At 70.6% G+C, this 18,725-nt stretch carries 18 protein-coding genes; 10 read left to right on the top strand and 8 right to left on the bottom strand.

What is annotated here, in order from left to right:
- Window positions 1-243 precede the first annotated feature (243 nt).
- Together ACZ7M3_RS14245 and ACZ7M3_RS14240 are read left to right on the top strand one after the other, a co-directional pair.
- The gene (locus ACZ7M3_RS14245; RefSeq protein ID WP_472063331.1) at window positions 244-1,317 is read left to right on the top strand and encodes a M4 family metallopeptidase; all 1,074 of its coding nucleotides are present in this window, start codon (window positions 244-246) and stop codon (window positions 1,315-1,317) included.
- A 32-nt stretch (window positions 1,318-1,349) separates the two neighbouring features.
- A complete protein-coding gene (locus ACZ7M3_RS14240) occupies window positions 1,350-1,616 on the top strand; it encodes a protealysin inhibitor emfourin (RefSeq protein WP_452962478.1) in 267 nt (88 codons plus the stop codon).
- Between the two features lie 176 nt (window positions 1,617-1,792).
- On the opposite strand, the gene ACZ7M3_RS14235 is transcribed toward ACZ7M3_RS14240, so the two are convergent.
- Window positions 1,793-3,466, bottom strand: coding sequence for an IS200/IS605 family accessory protein TnpB-related protein (locus ACZ7M3_RS14235; RefSeq protein ID WP_472063329.1), 1,674 nt, complete (start codon window positions 3,464-3,466; stop codon window positions 1,793-1,795).
- Window positions 3,467-3,571: 105 nt separating this feature from the next.
- Here ACZ7M3_RS14235 and ACZ7M3_RS14230 point away from each other — a divergent pair, with 105 nt between their 5' ends.
- The 6 genes from ACZ7M3_RS14230 (at window position 3,572) to ACZ7M3_RS14205 (ending at window position 10,608) form a co-directional block, all read left to right on the top strand.
- Window positions 3,572-4,939: a GH1 family beta-glucosidase gene (locus ACZ7M3_RS14230; RefSeq protein WP_472063327.1), complete on the top strand. Its 1,368-nt coding sequence runs from the start codon at window positions 3,572-3,574 to the stop codon at window positions 4,937-4,939.
- Window positions 4,936-6,198, top strand: a complete 1,263-nt coding sequence (locus ACZ7M3_RS14225; protein WP_472063325.1) for an MFS transporter — start codon at window positions 4,936-4,938, stop codon at window positions 6,196-6,198. Before ACZ7M3_RS14230 ends, ACZ7M3_RS14225 begins: the two co-directional genes overlap by 4 nt.
- A gap of 42 nt (window positions 6,199-6,240) precedes the next feature.
- Window positions 6,241-7,050 (top strand): GNAT family N-acetyltransferase, encoded by an 810-nt coding sequence (locus ACZ7M3_RS14220; RefSeq protein WP_472063324.1) that lies wholly within the window; start codon window positions 6,241-6,243, stop codon window positions 7,048-7,050.
- A 308-nt stretch (window positions 7,051-7,358) separates the two neighbouring features.
- Entirely contained in the window at window positions 7,359-7,835 is a 477-nt protein-coding gene (locus tag ACZ7M3_RS14215; RefSeq protein ID WP_054235457.1) for a hypothetical protein, read from the top strand.
- Between the two features lie 251 nt (window positions 7,836-8,086).
- Complete coding sequence (locus ACZ7M3_RS14210) at window positions 8,087-9,436, top strand: beta-xylosidase (protein WP_388208879.1); 1,350 nt, start codon at window positions 8,087-8,089, stop codon at window positions 9,434-9,436.
- A gap of 86 nt (window positions 9,437-9,522) precedes the next feature.
- Entirely contained in the window at window positions 9,523-10,608 is a 1,086-nt protein-coding gene (locus ACZ7M3_RS14205) for a DUF916 domain-containing protein (RefSeq protein ID WP_472063321.1), read from the top strand.
- Here ACZ7M3_RS14205 and ACZ7M3_RS14200 read toward each other — a convergent pair.
- Both ACZ7M3_RS14200 and ACZ7M3_RS14195 read right to left on the bottom strand, forming a co-directional pair.
- A complete protein-coding gene (locus tag ACZ7M3_RS14200; RefSeq protein ID WP_054235454.1) occupies window positions 10,502-10,840 on the bottom strand; it encodes a P-II family nitrogen regulator in 339 nt (112 codons plus the stop codon). The genes ACZ7M3_RS14205 and ACZ7M3_RS14200 overlap by 107 nt on opposite strands.
- Complete coding sequence (locus ACZ7M3_RS14195; RefSeq protein WP_472063319.1) at window positions 10,837-12,183, bottom strand: ammonium transporter; 1,347 nt, start codon at window positions 12,181-12,183, stop codon at window positions 10,837-10,839. The genes ACZ7M3_RS14200 and ACZ7M3_RS14195 overlap by 4 nt, the downstream gene beginning before the upstream one ends.
- Window positions 12,184-12,371: 188 nt before the next feature.
- Between ACZ7M3_RS14195 and era the strand changes: the two genes are divergently transcribed.
- Window positions 12,372-13,340 carry a GTPase Era gene (era, locus tag ACZ7M3_RS14190; protein WP_472063317.1) on the top strand — a complete coding sequence of 323 codons (969 nt, stop codon included), beginning with the start codon at window positions 12,372-12,374 and terminating at the stop codon, window positions 13,338-13,340.
- A 288-nt stretch (window positions 13,341-13,628) separates the two neighbouring features.
- Here era and ACZ7M3_RS14185 read toward each other — a convergent pair whose 3' ends face one another.
- Both ACZ7M3_RS14185 and ACZ7M3_RS14180 read right to left on the bottom strand, forming a co-directional pair.
- Window positions 13,629-13,982, bottom strand: a complete 354-nt coding sequence (locus ACZ7M3_RS14185) for a cytidine deaminase (protein ID WP_266414056.1) — start codon at window positions 13,980-13,982, stop codon at window positions 13,629-13,631.
- 101 nt (window positions 13,983-14,083) lie between these two features.
- Window positions 14,084-14,905, bottom strand: a complete 822-nt coding sequence (locus ACZ7M3_RS14180) for a helix-turn-helix transcriptional regulator (RefSeq protein WP_472063877.1) — start codon at window positions 14,903-14,905, stop codon at window positions 14,084-14,086.
- 144 nt (window positions 14,906-15,049) lie between these two features.
- Here ACZ7M3_RS14180 and ACZ7M3_RS14175 point away from each other — a divergent pair, with 144 nt between their 5' ends.
- Window positions 15,050-16,501, top strand: coding sequence for an MFS transporter (locus ACZ7M3_RS14175; RefSeq protein ID WP_472063314.1), 1,452 nt, complete (start codon window positions 15,050-15,052; stop codon window positions 16,499-16,501).
- Here ACZ7M3_RS14175 and ACZ7M3_RS14170 read toward each other — a convergent pair.
- The 3 genes from ACZ7M3_RS14170 to ybeY form a co-directional block, all read right to left on the bottom strand.
- Window positions 16,463-16,822: an MmcQ/YjbR family DNA-binding protein gene (locus tag ACZ7M3_RS14170; protein WP_351294031.1), complete on the bottom strand. Its 360-nt coding sequence runs from the start codon at window positions 16,820-16,822 to the stop codon at window positions 16,463-16,465. The two genes, ACZ7M3_RS14175 and ACZ7M3_RS14170, sit on opposite strands and share 39 nt — an antisense overlap.
- An 85-nt stretch (window positions 16,823-16,907) precedes the next feature.
- On the bottom strand, window positions 16,908-18,221 hold the full coding sequence (locus tag ACZ7M3_RS14165) for a hemolysin family protein (RefSeq protein ID WP_472063312.1): 1,314 nt from the start codon (window positions 18,219-18,221) through the stop codon (window positions 16,908-16,910).
- The gene (ybeY, locus tag ACZ7M3_RS14160) at window positions 18,218-18,715 is read right to left on the bottom strand and encodes an rRNA maturation RNase YbeY (protein WP_054235448.1); all 498 of its coding nucleotides are present in this window, start codon (window positions 18,713-18,715) and stop codon (window positions 18,218-18,220) included. The genes ACZ7M3_RS14165 and ybeY overlap by 4 nt, the downstream gene beginning before the upstream one ends.
- Window positions 18,716-18,725 lie beyond the last annotated feature (10 nt).

Here is an 18,725-nt window from a genome sequence, read left to right as displayed (position 1 = left end):
AGAAGCAGCCCGATACGCATGATGCTCCGCAGCCTAGCCGAGCCTCACTCTCTCCGGAGGGCTGTATCAGTATGCGGGATCGTGACCACATAAGGAAGAAAACGGACAAAAAGTGTGGCGGACCACTCAGAGTGAATCCTCCTATCACTGAAGAGCGGACCGATGGGCTCCTTATCGTCGCATTTCACACGATCTTGGTCGCCGGTAGTGACAGCAGAGTAACTCAGTGCAATCGTGCCGGGCATGACCGCGAACCCGGCAGGCTTCGAGCCTGTCTTCTGCACCATCGTGCCGCCCCACGTCCTCGACACGCTGGCCCAGCACGAGGACCCCGCGCTCGCCGGGCCCGCGCGCCGCACCCTGGAGCGCGACGCCTTCGAGCGCACCCACCGCCGGCTGACCACGGTCATCGGCGCGCCCACCGTGGCCCCGCCCGAGGGCGCGCCCGCGGACAAGCCGCAGCGCACCATCTACGACGCCAGGCACCACCAGGACCTGCCGGGCAAGAAGGTCCGCGGCGAGGCCGACAAGCCCGGCAAGGACGCCACGGTCAACCGCGCATACGCCGGACTCGGCGCCACCTTCGACCTCTACCTGAACGCCTACGCCCGCAACTCGATCAACGGCGAGGGCCTGCCGCTCACCGCGAGCGTCCACTACGACGTCGACTACAACAACGCCTTCTGGAACGGCGAGCAGATGGTGTTCGGCGACGGCGACGGCGAGATCTTCCTCGACTTCACCATCCCGGTCGACGTCATCGGCCACGAGCTGACCCACGGCGTCACCCAGTACACGGCGAACCTCACCTACTTCGGCCAGCCGGGCGCCCTGAACGAGTCCATGTCGGACGTCTTCGGCTCGCTGATCAAGCAGTACACGCTCGGCCAGACCGCCGCCGACGCCGACTGGCTGATCGGCGCGGGCCTGCTCGCCCCGCGCGTCACCGGCAAGGCGCTGCGCTCCATGAAGGAGCCCGGCACGGCGTACGACGACGACGTGCTCGGCAAGGACCCGCAGCCCGCGACGATGGACGGCTATGTGAAGACCGGCCGCGACAACGGCGGTGTCCACATCAACTCCGGCATCCCCAACCACGCCTTCTACCTGGTCGCCCAGGCCCTCGGCGGGCACGCCTGGGAGCGCGCCGGGCAGATCTGGTACGACGTCCTCACCGGCGGCGAGCTCCAGTCCCAGGCGAGCTTCTCCGACTTCGCCAAGCTGACGGTCGCCCAGGCCAGGAGCCGGTACGGCGAGGGCGAGGAGCTCCAGTCCGTCACGAAGGCCTGGGAACAGGTCGGGGTGCCGACGTCGTAGCTTCGGCGCCCGGCTCGTACTAGACAGGACCCATGCGTATTCAGGTAAGGCGCACGGGCGGATTCGCGGGCATCGAGCGCCGTGCCGAGGTGGACACCTCGGGACGCTCCGACGCCCCCGAGTGGCATGCCCTGGCCGAGCGGGCGATCGCCTCCGGCCAGGGCTCGCGCCCCGCCGGGGTCCCCGACGGCTTCAGCTACGAGATCACGGTGAACGGGAAAACGGTCTACGCCGCCGACCCGAGACTGACGGAGGAACAGCGCCAATTGATCGTGCGGGTCCTGAAGGAGGGCGCGTAGCGCCCTTCAAGGGCGCGGGGAACTGCGCGCCCGGCCCCCACCGGGCCGAGGCCTCGAAACTCACCGCACCACCCCTCTCATGGCGCCCCAAGAAGCCGTAACTCCCAGTTCACACCGACCCGTTGACTTCCGTTACTGCCGGTAGGGATGATCGCGCGCATGGCGACGAACCGTTCCTAGGTAGTGAGTGGGAGTGAGTCGTGGATCCACTCCTGTTCACTACGCCTGCCCCGAACGGTGTTGGGCGGGCTGGGTTGCCGCGTTCGCGTCCCCGGTGGCGACACCACTCCTGGTGGTGGTCCTTTCCGGGGTGGGCGGTTTCCCTCACGCCCAGAGGTTCGGGGGGCGGCCTGGGCGGTCCGATGCCCGACACGATCACTCCGGTCGTATGGGGGCGGTGCCGTCCGTCGCCGCGCCCCGAAACCCTGGGCACGCCGTCCGATCACGATGCTCGCGGCGTCGTGCCGGGTGGTCTTGCGGGTGGGGGAGCACATCGGCCGCTGCCAGTGCTGGGCACCCCACCGGCTGGTGTACGCGGGATCGACCGCGATGATCACGAGATCCTGGGTGGCGGCCATCGACACCAACCGGGCCGCCAACCGTGCGGTCGGAAACCGGGAGATCAGCCTACGGAACCGCTTCCTACGGCCGTGCTGCTCGCGGGACGTGGAGGTGTTCAAGTCGAGGTCCTCGATCGCAATGGCGCGGGCCCCGCACCGCCCGGCGAAGTGCAGCAGACGGCTGGTGGCGTGCCGCATCTGCGCATCCCGGTGCGCGGCGTTGCCGGACAGGTCGTAGAGGAACCGCTGCGGCTCCCCGATCGGGTTGCCGTGCTCGTCCAGGCGCCAGGCCGCATAGTGGTCGTCGTTGGTGTCCACGCCGACCACCGTAATTCCGGCAGCCAGGAGCGCTTCCAGCGAGACGGGCGGGGTGGCGGGCTGGGCGCGTTGCCAGGAGGCGGTCACATACCAGCGGTCCCGGACCGGGTCGTGGTGGATGCGGTAGGCCACCGCCCGGTTCGCCGCGATCCGGTCCGCCCACTCATGCCCTCGGTGGGCGAAGACGGCCCGCGCGGTGAGCCGGTAGCGGCCGTGTGGGGCGTTCGCCAGGTGAGCGAGCGGGGCAGGGAGTCTGATGCTCAGCTCGCCGTCGGGGGTGAGTCGGATGGTCTCGTTGCCGAACCGCTTGCCCGACTCCCCGTCCGCGGAAAGGAACATGCGGGCAGCCTCCCAGCGTCCCCGCCACTCCGCCTCATCCAGCCTGGCGGCCTGGAGGTGGTGGCGGGTGTTCGCGAGTTTCCTGCCACCACGCACGATGCGTACCCGGCCTGCTGCCCAGTCTGCCCGCGCCGCCGCGAGTCGCTCCTGCAGCACCTTCAGGCGGCGGGACTTGGCATGCCACTCCCGGCGCGAGCGATAGCCGCCCGGCTGCTTCCTGGTGCCCTTCTGCCCCAGCGGCAGCGCCAGCCGGCGACGCAGGACCGTGATGCCCGCTTCCAGGTCCCGGATGTGTGTCGCCAGACACCGCCGCGCCAGCGCCCACTGATCATGGCTCGCCTTGGTGATCGCCCCCGCCCACCGCGACGACGACACAGCGCTCAACTCCCGCTTGCGGACCGCCCAAGCGGCCGCGTCATGCCCCACCCCTGCCGCGCAGCGCGCCTTCAGGTCCCGCCCGGCCAGCGCGCCCAGATGACGGCCGACCTCACCCAGCACCCGCACATCCGCCCCGGACAGGCCCTTCAACCGGGTCCGCACCGCCACCCCCACCGAAACCGGAGCGACGAACGGGGCAGCCAGCGTCCGCAACGCCTCCCCCGCCACCCGCCCGCCCCCATTCGCTCCGGTCATCCGATGAACAGCCCAACGAGCACCCCCGTAAAAGGTCACCCATTCGACACAAGAACCTCCGTTCCCGCCCCCTTCGAGCCCCGCCCCCTGAACAGGAGCACGACCATGACGCTCACTCCCGCTCACCAGAACGCGATAAACCCCGATAAACGCCCAACAGTTCGCCACCCCCTACCGCAGTTCCCGCCCGGCTTCCTCTGGGGCGTGTCCACCTCGGCCCACCAGATCGAGGGAGCCGCGACCGAACGCGACCCGTCGGTATGGGACGCGTTCACGGCCGAGCCCGGCCACATCAAGGACGGCTCGACGGCGGACGTGGCCTGCGACCACTACCACCGCTACCCCGAGGACGTGGCCCTCCTCGCCGACCTCGGCGTCGACGCGTACCGCTTCTCGATCTCCTGGCCCCGCGTGAACTCCCCCGGCGGCCTCGACTTCTACGACCGCCTGGTGGACGCCCTGGTCGCGGCGGGCATCCGCCCCGTACCCACCCTCTTCCACTGGGACCTCCCGCTGAAGCTGGAGGAGACCGGCGGCTGGCTGAACCGGGACACCGCGGAGCGCTTCGCCGAGTACGCCGGTGTCGTCGCCGCCCGCCTCGGCGACCGCGTCAAGAAGTGGATCACCCTCAACGAGCCCGCCGAACACACCCTGCTCGGCCACGCGCTCGGCGCCCACGCCCCGGGCAAGCAGCTCCTGTTCGACTCGCTGCCGGTCGCGCACCACCAACTGCTGGCTCACGGCCTCGCCGTCCGGTCCCTGCGCGCGGCCGGCGTCACGGACATCGGCATCGCCAACTCGCACGGCCCGACCTGGGCGGCCTCCGAGCAGCCCGAGGACGTGGCGGCCGCCGACTTCTACGACCTCCTCCTCAACCGCCTGTTCGCGGACCCGCTGCTGCTGGGCCACTACCCGGACGGCATCGGGGAGTTGATGCCGGGCGACGTCGAGGCGGACCTGAAGGTCATCGCGGAGCCGATCGACTGGTACGGGATCAACTACTACCAGCCGACCAAGGTGGGCGCCCCCCAGGGCGCGGAGATCGAGTTCAGCGGACTGACCCTGCCCGCCGAACTCCCCTTCTCCGTCCGGGAACTGGAGGGCTACCCGGTCACCGACTTCGGCTGGCCGGTGGTCCCCGAGGCGCTGACCGAGCTGCTCGTGGGCTTCCGCGAGCGCTACGGGGACCGCCTCCCGCCGGTGGTCATCACCGAGAACGGCTGCAGTTACGAGGGCATCGACGACCAGGAGAGGATCACGTTCCTCGACGGCCATGTCCGGGCGCTGCACCGGGCGTTGGAGCAGGGCGTGGACGTTCGCGGCTATTTCGTGTGGTCGTTGCTGGACAACTTCGAGTGGGCCGAGGGGTACGCGCGGCGCTTCGGACTGGTCCACGTCGACTACGACACGCTGGAGCGGACCCCGAAGGCGTCGTACACCTGGCTGCGCGACGCGCTGCGGGCGCGGGGATGACGGCGGCGGACCCCGTCGCGAACGTGGGGGCGCTCGCCGAGCCCGTCGAGCGGGTCGGCCGGGGCTGGACCTCGGCGCTCTCGCTCGCCAACGGGGCGATCTGGGTGGGCTGGTACGGCCCGCTGCAGATCCTGCTGGCCTCCCAGGCGGAGGACTTCGCGCCCGGCACCGGCATGTCGAAGGAGACGATGCTGGCGTGGGTCACGGGCGCGGGCGCGGTGGTGTCGCTGTTCGCCAACCCGCTCTTCGGCGCGCTGTCCGACCGGACGACGGCGCGCTGGGGCCGCCGTACGCCGTGGATCGTGGCGGGTGCGGCGGGCGGTGCCCTCTCCCTGCTGCTCCTGGCGGGCGCGGGCGGGGTCTGGACGATGGCGGCCGGCTGGTGCCTGGTCCAGCTCACCCTGAACGCCGCCTTCGCCGCGATCACCGCGGCGGTCCCCGACCGGGTGCCCCGACTCCAGCGGGGGTCCGTGGGCGGCTGGCTGGGCGCGGCACAGATCCTGGGCGTGGTGGGCGGGACGGGCCTCGCGACGGCGGCGGGGGGTGTGGGCGGCGGCTACGCGGCGTGTGCGGTGTTCACACTGGTGGGCGTGCTGCCGTACGTACTGCGCCACCAGGACCTACGGCTGCCGGCCGCGGCCCGGCCCGCCTGGTCCTGGCGCACGTTCACGGCCTCCTTCTGGCTGAGTCCACGCCGCCACCCGGACCTGGCCTGGGCCTGGCTGACCCGCTTCCTGATCAACCTGAGCAACGCCCTGGTCCTGCTCTACCTCCTGTACTACCTCCGCGACCGGCTCCACTACGACGACCCCGAGAACGGTGTACTGATCCTCACGGCGGTCAACGGCGTCACCCTCCTCGCCACGGTCGTGGTCGGCGGGGTGTGGTCGGACCGGGTGGGCCGCCGCAAGCCGTTCGTGATCTGGTCGGGCGTCCTCATGGCGGTGGCGACGGCGGTCCTCTCCGGGTGGCAGACCTGGCCGGGCGCGCTCGTCGCGGCGGCGGTCCTCGGCATCGGCTTCGGCGTCTTCACCTCCGTCGACTTCGCGCTGATGACAGACGTCCTGCCCAAGGCCCTGGACCGCGGCAAGGACCTCGGCGTCATCAACGTCGCCAACGCCCTCCCCCAGGTCGCCGCCCCCGCCCTGGCGGCCCCGATCGTGACGTATCTGGGCGGCTACCGGGTGCTGTACCTGGTGGCGGCGGTGATCGGACTGGCGGGGGCGCTGCTGGTGGGGCGGATCAGGGGCGTCGACTGAATTCGGGTGCCACCGGCATCGGTGTTGCTCTTGGATGGCGGCATGACGACTGTGAACGCGTCCCTCGACCGTCTTGAGCGCTACTACGACTCGGTGCCGCGCGCCGCGGCGCGGGCCGAGGACTTCGGCCCGCTGACCCTCTTCGTCCGGGAGGCCACGGGCTGGCCCTACTACGCGCGCCCCACCCTTCAGTGGACGGGCCCGGCGGCCACCGCCGAGGACGTCGAACGGGTGCGGGCGCGGCAGCGGGAGCTGTGTGTGCCGGAGGCCTTCGAGTGGGTGGCGGAGGTGACGCCGGGCCTGCGGAAGGCGGTCGAGGCGACGGGGCTACGGGTGCACGCGCATCCTCTGATGATCCGCGACGAGGACGCGCCGCTGCCCGACCCGCATCCCCTGGTCCGCGTCCTGGATACCGAAGACCCCTTCCTGGCGGGCGCGTTGGCGGTGCCGCATGTGGCATTCGCGGCGCCGGGCACGGCGGTGGGAGAGGCCGGAACCGGCGAGCTGGCCACCGAGATCACCGCCCACGCCGCCGAGGTACCCGCCGCCGCGGACCGCATCCGCGCGGGCCGCACCGTACTGGCCGCGGCGGTCGAGAACGGCGTCGTGGTCTGCTCCGGGATGCACCTGCCCGTCGGTCGCGTGAGCGAGATCGCGGGCGTCGGCACTCTGCCCGCCGAACGGCGCCGCGGGCTGGCGTACGGCGTCACGGCCGCCCTCGTGGCCGACGCGCGTGGGCGGGGCGTCGAGACGCTGTTCCTGTCGGCCGGGGACGAGGACGTGGCGCGGATGTACGGCCGCCTGGGGTTCCGGACCGTGGCGACGGCGCTGATCGCGGAACTCGCCGAGTAGCGGGCCGATCAGGGGACAGGGACGAACTTCGGCCACTTTTGACAACCCCTGAAGAAACCGCCCGGCATGCCTTGCAATCCCAAGCCGCTCGCGCATCAATGGAACCGCTAGTTCCGACGGACCGTCAGAAACGCCTCCGCTGGCGTCCCGCACCCCGCTCGCGGACGGTCCGTGTACACATCTCTCCGCACCCGCACCGGCGTTCACCGGTGACGCGTCCGTGTGCCCGGCCCGGCCCCGGCCTCTGAGCAGACGGTTCCGTCCCTCCATCCCCACATGGCAATTCCCCCACAAGGGAAGGGAACCCGATGAGACGCAAGCAACTCGGAATCGCCGCGGCGTTAGCCGCCGGCACCCTCGCCGCGACCGGACTGGCCCTCGCGCCGACCGCCGCGGCCGTCACCCCGCTCACCGCCACCATCAACGCGACCTGCACGATCGGCGGCGGTGGCGCGGCCACCCTCACCGCCACCCAGACCGGCACGGCCGCGACCATCACCCTCAGCTCCACCTCGATCACGGCGCCGCTCCCGCTGGCACAGGACTCCATCGCCTCCACCCTGACGATGGCGAAGACCGGCGGCGGCACCGTCGCGTTCACCGGCACGAAGAATCCCGCCATCCCGCTGGGCGGCGGGGTCACGGTGGGCCCGCTCAGCGGCACCGTCGCCTCCGGCGACAGCCTCGACGCGTACGGTGGCTCGCTGAAGATGGTCGTCTTCGGCATCACCATCACATGCACCGCGAGTGCGGCGCAGGCACCGGGCCCGTTCGTCTTCAGCTGAGCCCCGCCACAGCACCTACGTGAAGACCGGTGTCGCCGGCGCACGGCGGCACCGGTCCTCGTACTGCCTGAACAACTGCCTGATCACAGCCAACTGGCCTACAGGGGTGTCCAGTTGACGATATTGACACGACCTGATGGCCCATCAGTTGCCGTCCGGGCCCTCCATTGACTTCTCACACAACCCGCACATCAATGGCCCCCTGTCGGCGCAGACGAGCCGCTGCGCCCGCATCCCTCAGGAGGGGGCACATGGCAACGCACAGGGGAACCAGGGGTTCGCACGCCCGAAGACGCCGCTGGGCGGCACTGCTCGGGGTGACCGCGCTGGCGGTCACCGCGGGAGGCGCGCTGGCGGCCCCGGCGGGCGCCGCGGCCGCGGACTCCCACAACGTGGACTTCGCCACGCACTGCATCCCGCCGGCGATCGCGGGCATCCCGCCGATCGACGGCACCACCACCGCGATCATCACGGTGGACAACCCCAGTCCCAAGGTCGGTGACACCGTCACCGTGACGTACAAGGTGGTCACGCCCGCCGCGAACAACCCGACCGCCCTCGCCCTGCCCGCCGACATCATGACGCCCACCGGCAAGGTCGCCCTCGGCGGGGCGCAGACGGGAGACGTCACGGTCGCGGGCCCCAGGAAGAACGACCCGGTGGCGGGCAACGCGCCCTTCCCGGGGTTCAGCATGACGGGCACCTTCACCGTCACCAGCCCGGGCGCCATCACCCTCGCGCCCGGCGACTACAACATCCACACCAGCTACATCCTGGAGCTGGACACCCCCTGCACGGTCACCAACCCGCCCGCCCCGGTCTCCGGGACGATCACCGCCACGGACGGAACCCAGACCAACAACCGTGCCATCTCGCTCGGTTCGGCCTCCGGGAAGCCCGGTGACAGCGTGACCGTCACCGGCAGCAACTTCACCCCGGGCGCGAGCGTGACCCTCGCCGGCCGGTCGGGGGCCACCCAGACCGCGGACACCGCCACCACGACCGCCGACGCACAGGGCTCGATCAGCGGCACGCTGGCCGTCAACGACAAGACGACGACCGGTGTGGTGGCGTACGAGGGCGCGAGCTGGAGCGACACCAAGGGCGCGGGGCCGGCGGCGTACGTGGTCGTCGACGACACCCCGATCCCCGCGGGCTCCCAGAAACTCACCACCACGGTGAAGGCGGGGACCCTGTCGATGTCCCAGGCCGGGGACGCCGTCCAGCTGTCGGCGGTGGACTTCGGCAAGGGCGGGGCCTCCACCGGTGCCCTGCAGACGGTGACCGTCAAGGACTTCCGCGGCGGCCCCGCGGGCTGGTCCCTGACCGGCAAGGTCACCGACTTCACCGGTCCCGGCGCCAAGATCGATGCCGGGAAGCTGAGCTGGACCCCAGCCTGCGCGACCAAGGCGGGCAGCCCGAGCACCTGCCAGGCCGGTTCGTCCGGCGCGGTGGGCGGTGCGGGAGCGACGCTGGCGTCCACCCCCAACGGGGCGCTCACCGGTGGTGAGTTCACCGTCGACGCCGGGCTGTCACTGGACGTACCGGCGTTCACCCCGCCGGGTTCCTACTCCGGCGTGCTCACGCTGACGCTCACCTGATCCACCCCTCCGCACCGCGGTGGCCGGGCGCGCACCCGCCCGTCCACCCAGGGCCTGTCCACCCACATCCGCGGGGGTCCGCACCCATGCGCAAGCTGTACGTCCTCATCCTGTCCGTGTTCCTTCTCGCGCTCACCACGCCCGCCTCGTACGCCGCCGACAACGGCAGCTGGTCCGTCTACCCCGTCTCCACGCAGATCGCGGCCCGCCCGTACTTCTACCTCTCCGCCGACCCCGGACAGACCCTCCGGGACAAGGTCACCGTCGCCAACAAGACCGGCGGCCCGCTGACCTTCCGGCTGTACGCCGCCGACGCGTACAACACCGCGCGGGACGGCGGGTTCGCGGTGCGGACGGTGAAGGAGAAGCAGCTCGGGGTCGGCGCGTGGGCGCACCCCGCCCGCTCCCGGGTGACGGTGCCCGCGCACGGTTCGGTGACCGTGCCGTTCACCCTCCGGGTGCCCGAGAAGGCCGAACCCGGCGACCATCCGGGCGCACTGGTCGCACTCGACGAGCGCCTCGAGTCCGGGGACGCGGCGTCCTCCTCGGTGGCGGTGCAACGGGCGGTCGGCGCCCGGATCTACCTCCGGGTCGGCGGACCCACCGTCCCCGCCCTCGCCGTCGAGAAGGTCCGCATCAGCCACCATCAGCCCCTGGTCCCCGGCCTCGGCGAGAGCGGCGCCACCGTCTCGTACACCCTGCACAACACCGGGAACGTGACCCTGAACCCGAAGGTGCGGCTCAGGGCCGAAGGCCTCTTCGGGCGTACGTTGCTCTCCAGGGGGCTCACGAAGATCCCCTCGGAGCTGCTGCCCGGGCAACGGGTCCGGCTGACCGAGCCGTGGCACAGCGCGCCCCAACTCGACTGGGGTCACGTGACATTGACGGCCAGCTCGCCCGGCACCCGGGAGTCGGCGAGCACGTCGTTCTTCGCGCTCCCGTGGCTGATGGCCGTGGTGGCGGGCGCGGGGATCGCCGCAGCCGTGGTGGTGATCAGGGCGCGCAGGGGCGGTACCCGCCCGTGGCCGCTCGGAGCACGCAGGGGCGGTACCCGCCGATGGTGGCTCAGAGTGCGTCGGGGCCGCGCTCGCCCGTCCGTACCCGTACGAGCGTCTCGACCGGTACGGACCACACCTTCCCGTCGCCGATCTTCCCCGTCTGCGCGGCCTTGACGATCGCGTCGATCGCGGCCTCCGCGTCCGCGTCCTCGACGACGACCTCGATACGGACCTTGGGGACCAGGTCGACCTGGTACTCGGCGCCGCGGTAGACCTCCGTGTGGCCGCGCTGGCGCCCGTACCCGCTGGCCTCGGTGACGGTGAGCCCGTGCACGCCGAGCTCCTGGAGAGCGGTCTTGACCTCGTCGAGGCGGTACGGCTTGACGATGGCGGTGATGAGCTTCATGCCTGGGCCTTGGCCTTCTGAGCGGTGGGGAGGGATGACGAGACCGGGGCGCCGTGGCCCAGGACCCCGTGATCGTAAGCGGTCTCGGCGTGCACTGTAAGGTCCAGGCCGGTGTGCTCGTGCTCCTCGTCCGCCCGCAGCCCCACGACCTTGTCGAGCACCTTCCCGAGGCCGTACGTGACGGTGAAGGCATACGCCCCCACGGCCACGACCGCCACCAGCTGCTTGCCGAGCTGTCCGAACCCACCGCCGTACAGCAGTCCCTCGGCGTCACCGGTCATCGTCGCGTCGGCGAAGACACCGATGAGGACGGTGCCGATGATGCCGCCGACCAGGTGAACGCCGACGACGTCCAGCGAGTCGTCGTAGTTCAGCCTGAACTTCCAGCCCACGGCGTACGAGCAGACAACGCCGGCGGCGAGACCGACGACCAGCGCGCCCAGGAGCGACACGGACCCGCACGACGGGGTGATGGCCACCAGGCCCGCGACCGCGCCGGAGGCGGCGCCGAGGGTGGTGGGGTGGCCGTCGCGCTTCTGCTCGACGAAGAGCCAGCCGAGCAGACCGGTGCAGCCGGCGGCGAGGGTGTTGAGGAAAGCGGCGGCGGCGAGTCCGTTGGCGCCCAGCGCGGACCCGGCGTTGAAGCCGAACCAGCCGAACCACAACAGCCCCGCGCCCAGCATCACCATCGGCAGGTTGTGCGGCCGCATGGCGTCCGTCTTGAAGCCGAGACGGGGGCCGAGGACGAGACAGAGAGCCAGGCCGGAGGCACCGGAGGTGATCTCGACCGGCAGCCCGCCCGCGAAGTCCAGCGCCCCCAGCTTCGCCAGGACCCAACCTCCCGGACCCCACACCCAGTGCGCGACGGGAACGTATACGAGCAGCGCCCAGAGAGGCACGAACACCAGCCACGCCGCGAACTTCGCGCGGTCGGCGATCGCCCCGCTGATCAGCGCGGCGGTGATGATCGCGAAGGTGAGCTGGAAGGTGGCGAAGAGCAGGGTGGGCACACTCCCGTGCACGCTGTCCGGCCCGATACCGCTCATGCCGGCATGCTGCAGCCCGCCGATGAGCCCCCCGAAGGCGTCGTCTCCGAAGGCGAGCGAGTAGCCGCCCGCCAGCCATACGACGGTGACCAGGGCGATCGACACAAAGCTCATCATCAGCATGTTGAGGACGCTCTTCGTGCGGACCATGCCGCCGTAGAAGAGGGCCAGGCCCGGTGTCATCAGGAGAACGAGGGCGGTGGCGGCGAGCAGCCAGGCGGTGTCGCCGGTGTCGAGGTGGGGTGCGGCGGCCAGGTCGACGGTGTCCAGGGTCTCCACGGTCTGCACGAACTCCACGGACGGCTCTCCTCGGTTCTCCTGGGTGCGGGGGCGTCGTCAGAGAGTCACGGGCTCGCGTTTCCGGTTGTGCACGTGTGCGTTTCCGGCGTGTTTCGTATTGCGTGGGGGTTTCCGAAACCTCACCGGACCGTGCGGGAGCGGTCAAAGGCATATGGCGTACGGCGCGGGCCTGTGGATCAGGGACAATGGGCGCCATGAGCGTTCGTACCCAGTCATCCGAGCCGTCCGATTCGTCGGGGGCTCCCCACCGCGCCGGCTTCGCCTGTTTCGTGGGCCGCCCCAACGCGGGCAAGTCCACCCTCACGAATGCTCTGGTCGGCCAGAAGGTGGCGATCACCGCGAACCAGCCGCAGACCACGCGGCACACGGTACGGGGCATCGTGCACCGCCCCGACGCCCAGCTGATCCTGGTCGACACCCCCGGTCTGCACAAGCCGCGCACGCTACTGGGCCAGCGTCTGAACGACATCGTGCGCACGACGTGGGCCGAGGTCGACGTCATCGGCTTCTGCCTCCCCGCGAACGAGAAGCTCGGTCCGGGTGACCGTTTCATCGCGAAGGAACTGGCGTCCATCAAGAAGACGCCGAAGATCGCGATCGTCACGAAGACCGACCTCGTCGACAGCAAGACGCTCGCCGAGCAGCTCATCGCGATCGATCAGCTCGGGCGGGAGCTGGGGTTCGAGTGGGCGGAGATCGTGCCGGTGTCGGCGGTCGGGGACAAGCAGGTGGACCTGCTGGCCGACCTGATCGTCCCGCTCCTTCCCGAGGGCCCGGCGCTCTACCCGGAGGGTGACCTCACCGACGAGCCCGAGCAGGTCATGATCGCGGAGCTGATCCGCGAGGCGGCGCTGGAGGGTGTGCGCGACGAGCTCCCCCACTCCATCGCCGTCGTCGTCGAGGAGATGCTTCCCCGCGAGGACCGTCCCGCCGACAAGCCCCTCCTCGACATCCACGCCTTCGTCTACATCGAGCGCCCCAGCCAGAAGGGCATCATCATCGGCCCCAAGGGCAAGCGCCTGAAGGAGGTCGGCATCAAGTCCCGCAAGCAGATCGAGGCGCTGCTGGGTACGCCGGTCTTCCTCGACCTCCATGTGAAGGTCGCGAAGGACTGGCAACGGGACCCACGCCAACTCCGCAAACTCGGCTTCTGACCCTCGCCCCCGCCGCCCCTACCCGTCCCCTCCCTGAGGGCTGCCGCCCCCAGCCCCCCGCACCGACCTGAACGTCCTCGTCCTCAAACGCCGGACGGGCTGAGAGATGCGGACCGGGGTGCGGCCTCCGGCCTCGCCCTCGAACGCCGGGCGGCCCAAGGCTTTTAGGGGCGCGGGGAACTGCGCGACCAGCCCCCACCCGCCCGCAGCCGACGGACAGGGCCGGGGTCTGGGGCGGAGCCCCTGGGGATGGGTCGGGTAGGGGCGGCGGGGGCGAAAAAGGCGGGCTCAGCCTGCGGGTGTCGTCAGGTGGACCGTGCCGTCGGGGCCCGCCAGCAGTACCGGCGTCGCCGCCCCACCGAGGTCCCGGACCGCCGCCCGGTCCTCCGAAGAGACCTCCCCCGCCTCGGACACCACCGCCGCCGCCTCAAGAGACTTCGCCCCGGACGCCACCGCCATCGCCACCGCGGTACGCAACGCGCTCAACCGCAGGGAGGGAAGATCCACCGTCCCCGCGACATACGTACGGCCGGTCTCATCACGGACGGCCGCCCCCTCCGGCACCCCGTTGCGCGCCCGCGCGGAACGGGCCAGGGTGACGATCTTGCGGTCCTCGGGGTCAAGCGCGCTGCTGTCGGTCATGTTCAGAGCATACGAAGGGATCGGGAGCCGCACGCACACACCTACCCGCACGCACACACCTACCCGCACACGCCCACCCGCACAGACCCAGCAACACAGACCTAACCGGCCACGGGATACATCGAGCCCCGTCGGCCCTCCGGCGAGGCCAGCCACTCCAGCTTCGCCGCCGTGTTCGCCTCCGGCAGCGGCGTGTGCAGCACGATCGTGAGATCGGGCCGCGCCGGCACCTTCATCGCGGTGGACTCGACGGCGAGCAACCCGACGAGCGGGTGGTCGAGCTCCTTGCGGATCTGCCCGGCGTCCTCGATGTCCCGCTCCTCCCACAGCACCGCGAACTCCGGCGAGGCGTCCCGGAGTTGGTCCAGTACCTCCTGGTATCCCTCGTCGTCCGGCGCCGCCGCGCACGACGCGCGGAACTGGGCGACGACCGTGCGCGCGTTCTTCTCCCAGGTCCGGGACTGCCCCCGGTACAGCGGGTCGGTGAAGAAGTCGATGATGCAGTTCTGCGTGTTGTCGGGCCGCATCCCGAGGACCATCCCGGCGGCGTCGTTGTACATGACGCAGTTGTAGTAGGGGTCCATGATGTGCGCCGGATACGGCATCCACGTGTCGATCAGCCGCCGCAGCCCGTCGCACATGTCCCGGACCTCGGGCGCGACCTCCGGCGCGGGCGGGTTCAGCCCGGCGAGCAGGTACAGATGGCGTCGTTCGGCGTTGCTGAGCCGCAGGACGCGGGCGACCGCGTCGAGTACCTGGGGCGAGACGGAGATGTCCCGCCCCTGCTCCAGCCACTGGTACCAGGACGCGCCGACGCCCGCGAGCACGGCCACCTCCTCGCGGCGCAGCCCGGGCGTGCGGCGGCGGGCCCCGCCGTCCGGCAGACCGGCCTGGGCCGGTGACACCCTCGCCCGGCGGCTCATCAGGAAGTCCCGCAGCTCACGCCGTCGTTGGGTCCTGAGCACGTCCTCCGTCACGCGTGAATCCCCCTGTTGGTGACTGGTGGTGCGACCACCAGCATAAGTTCCCGCTCTCCACGGATATTCCGACGGCCGCACGCTCTTGCCATGGCGATCGACACCACCGAAACCACATCCGCTTCCCCAACTGCCCACTCCCCGCTCGGCACCCGGCTGTCGACCCGCGACAAACTCGTCCTCTTCGTGCTGTGCGCCGCGCAGTTCATGGTCGCGCTCGACTTCTCCGTACTGAACGTGGCACTGCCCGTGCTCGGCAAGGACCTGGGCATGAGCCAGTCCGCGCTGCAGTGGGCGGTCACCGCCTTCGCCCTGCCGTCCGGCGGCTTCCTGCTCCTCTTCGGCCGCATCGGTGACCTGTACGGCCGCCGCAGGCTCTTCCTGACCGGCCTCGCCCTCTTCGGTACGGCTTCGCTGCTGGCGACCTTCGCCTGGGACCCGGCGTCGTTCCTGACGGGCCGGGCGTTGCAGGGCCTCGGCGCGGCGGCGATCGTGCCGACGGGCATGTCGCTGCTGACGACGACGTTCCCCGAGGGCCCGGCGCGCGACCGTGCGCTCGGCATCTCCGGCACGCTCCTCTCCCTGGGCTTCACGGTCGGCATGGTGGCCGGCGGCGTCCTGACCGACGTACTGAGCTGGCGCTCGACGATGGGCCTGCTGTCGGTCTTCGCGCTGATCGTGCTGCCGCTGGCCCCGGGCCTGCTGCCCGAGTCCCGCACCCCCGACCGCCCGCGCCTGGACATCCCCGGCGCGGTCACCGTCACCGGCGGTCTGCTGGCCCTGATCTACGCCCTGTCGACGGCCGCCGAGCGCGGTTTCGGCGGCGCGGACGTCATCGCGACCCTCGCCGCGGGTGTGCTCCTGCTCGCCGCCTTCGTGTCCATCGAGTCCCGCGCCCACGCCCCGCTCGTCAGCCTCCCCATGCTGCGCCGCCGCACGGTGGCGTGGGGCAACCTGGGCGGTCTGGTCACCTTCTCGATGATGTCGACGGTCGTCTTCGCACTGACGCTGTACCTGCAGGAGACCCTCGGTCTGTCCGCGTTCGAGACGGGGCTGGTATTCGGGGTCCAGGGCGTCATGTCCGCCGTCGCCGGGATGTACGCCCCGAAGGTCATCGGCCGCTTCGGCGCCCGCCGTACGCTGGTCGGCTCGCTCGCCGGTCAGGGCCTGTTCGTGGCGGGGCTGGTGCTGCTGAACGCCCACACCTGGTCGGTCTGGCTCGCCACCGCCGCGGTCTCGCTGGCCAGCATGTGCCACCTGGGCGCGATCATCTCGTACGGCCTGACGGTGACCTCGGGCGTTCCCGACGAGGAGCAGGGGCTGGCCACGGGCCTGGTGACCTCCACCCAGCAGGTCGGCCTCACGATCGGCATCCCGCTGCTCGGTGTCCTGGCGACGACGTCGAGCGACCTGCTGGCCGGTGTCCACACGGTCCTCGCCCTGGACGCGGTGATCGTCCTGGCGGCGGCGGTGCTGGTCGCGGCCGGGCTGGGCCGCGACCGCTCACGCCCGGTCGAGGCGGAGGCGCTCGGCCTTCGGTAGACCGGCGACGACGAGATCGTAGGAGTCCTCGACGAGCTCCCGGACCAGACGGTCCGGGAGCTCGCCGTCGACCGTCACCGTGTTCCAGTGCCGCTTGTTCATGTGATAGCCCGGGATGATCAGCCCCGGGTGCTCGCCGCGCAGCCGGACCGCGTCCTCCGGGTCGCACTTGAGGTTGACCGTGAGGGGGCGCGCGTCCAGTCGTGTCAGCGCGAAGAGCTTGCCCAGCACCTTGAAGACGGAGATGTCCGGGGCGAAGGGGAAGTCCTCGACGGTCGCGTTGAAGGACAGACAGAACGCACGCAGCTGCTGCGGTTTCACTCCCATGTCTCCTTCGCCCATGTCTCCTTCGCCCACGTCTCCTTCGCCCGCATCTCCTTCTCCCACGTCTCCTTCTCCGGCGGCATCACTCGGGCTTCTTCTCCTCCTCGGAAGACTCCGATTCCGCCGGGCCGACCGGCTCGACGAGCACCGTGACGATCTTGTTCCGGCGTCCGGCCGCGGCCTCCGCCGTCAGCCGCAGCTCGCGCCCGTCGGGCAGTTCGACCACCGAGGAGGCACCGGCGATCGGAACCCGCCCGAGTGCCTTCGCCAGCAGTCCGCCGACCGTCTCCACGTCCTCGTCGTCGTACGCCTCGAAGCCGTACAGCTCGCCGAGGTCGCCGATGTCGAGACGGGCGGTCACCCGGTAGCTGTCGTCGCCGAGCTCCTGAACGGGCGGCAGCTCACGGTCGTACTCGTCGGTGATCTCGCCGACGATCTCCTCGAGGATGTCCTCGATGGTGACGATGCCGGCCGTGCCGCCGTACTCGTCGATGACGACGGCGACGTGGTTGCGCTCCTGCTGCATCTCGCGCAGCAGGTCGCCCGCGTTCTTGGTGTCGGGCACGAAGGTCGCGGGCCGCATGGCCGTGGACACGAGCTCGGACTCGGCCTCGCGGCTGATGTGCGTCTTGCGGACCAGGTCCTTCAGGTACACGATCCCGACGACGTCGTCCTCGCTCTCCCCCGTGACGGGGATGCGCGAGAAGCCGGACCTCAACGCCAGGGTGAGGGCCTGGCGGATGGTCTTGTACCGCTCGATGACGACGAGGTCGGTCCTCGGCACCATCACCTCTCGTACGAGGGTGTCGCCCAGCTCGAAGACGGAGTGCACCATGCGGCGCTCCTCGTCCTCGATCAAAGACTCCTTCTCGGCGAGGTCGACCAGCGCGCGCAGCTCGGCCTCGGAGGCGAACGGACCGCGCCTGAAGCCCTTGCCGGGCGTCAGCGCGTTGCCGATGAGGATGAGGAGGGGCGGGATCGGGCCCATGATCCTGGCCAGCGGCAGCAGGACGTACGAGGCCGCCGTCGCCGTGTTCAGCGGGTGCTGGCGACCGATGGTGCGGGGCGAGACGCCCACGGCGACGTACGAGACGAGGACCATGACCCCGAGGGCGACGACGAGGGCCTCCCAGGTCTCGTCGAACTCCTTCAGGCAGGCGTACGTGACGAGCGTGGCGGCGGCCATCTCGCAGGCCACCCGCACCAGCAGTGCCACGTTCAGATAGCGGGTCGGGTCGGCGGCGACCTGGGCGAGCTTGGCACTGCCGCGCCGCCCGGACCGTACGGCCTCCTCCGCGCGGAAGCTGGAGACACGCGCGAGGCCCGCCTCCGCGCAGGCGGCGAGCCAGGCGACCACGACCAGCGCGATGGCACCGATGACGAGCTGCGGACTCATGAAACGGTCGGGGCCGGCGAGGGGCCCGTCATGCCCTTCTCCGCGCGCCAGCCGTCCACGATGGCGGCCTGCAGACCGAACATCTCGGCCTTCTCGTCCGCCTCCTCGTGGTCGTAGCCGAGCAGGTGCAGCACTCCATGGACGGTGAGGAGGTGCAGTTCCTCGTCCATGGAGTGCTGTGTGGGAGCTTCCTTGCCCTGCCGCTCGGCGACCTCCGGGCACAGGACGATGTCACCGAGGAGTCCCTGCGGGGGCTCGTCGTCGTCCTTGGACGGCGGCCGCAGCTCGTCCATGGGGAACGACATCACGTCGGTGGGCCCCGGAAGGTCCATCCACTGGATGTGGAGCTGCTCCATGGCGTCGGCGTCCACGACGATCACCGAGAGTTCGGAGAGCGGGTGGATGCGCATCCGCGCGAGTGCGTAGCGGGCGATGTCGAGGATCGCCTGCTCGTCGACCTCGGTTCCGGACTCGTTGTTGACGTCGATCGACATGGTGCTCGCT

Source organism: Streptomyces sp. NPDC111656 (assembly GCF_055656965.1).
This window is presented reverse-complemented; position numbering and strand designations above follow the sequence as displayed.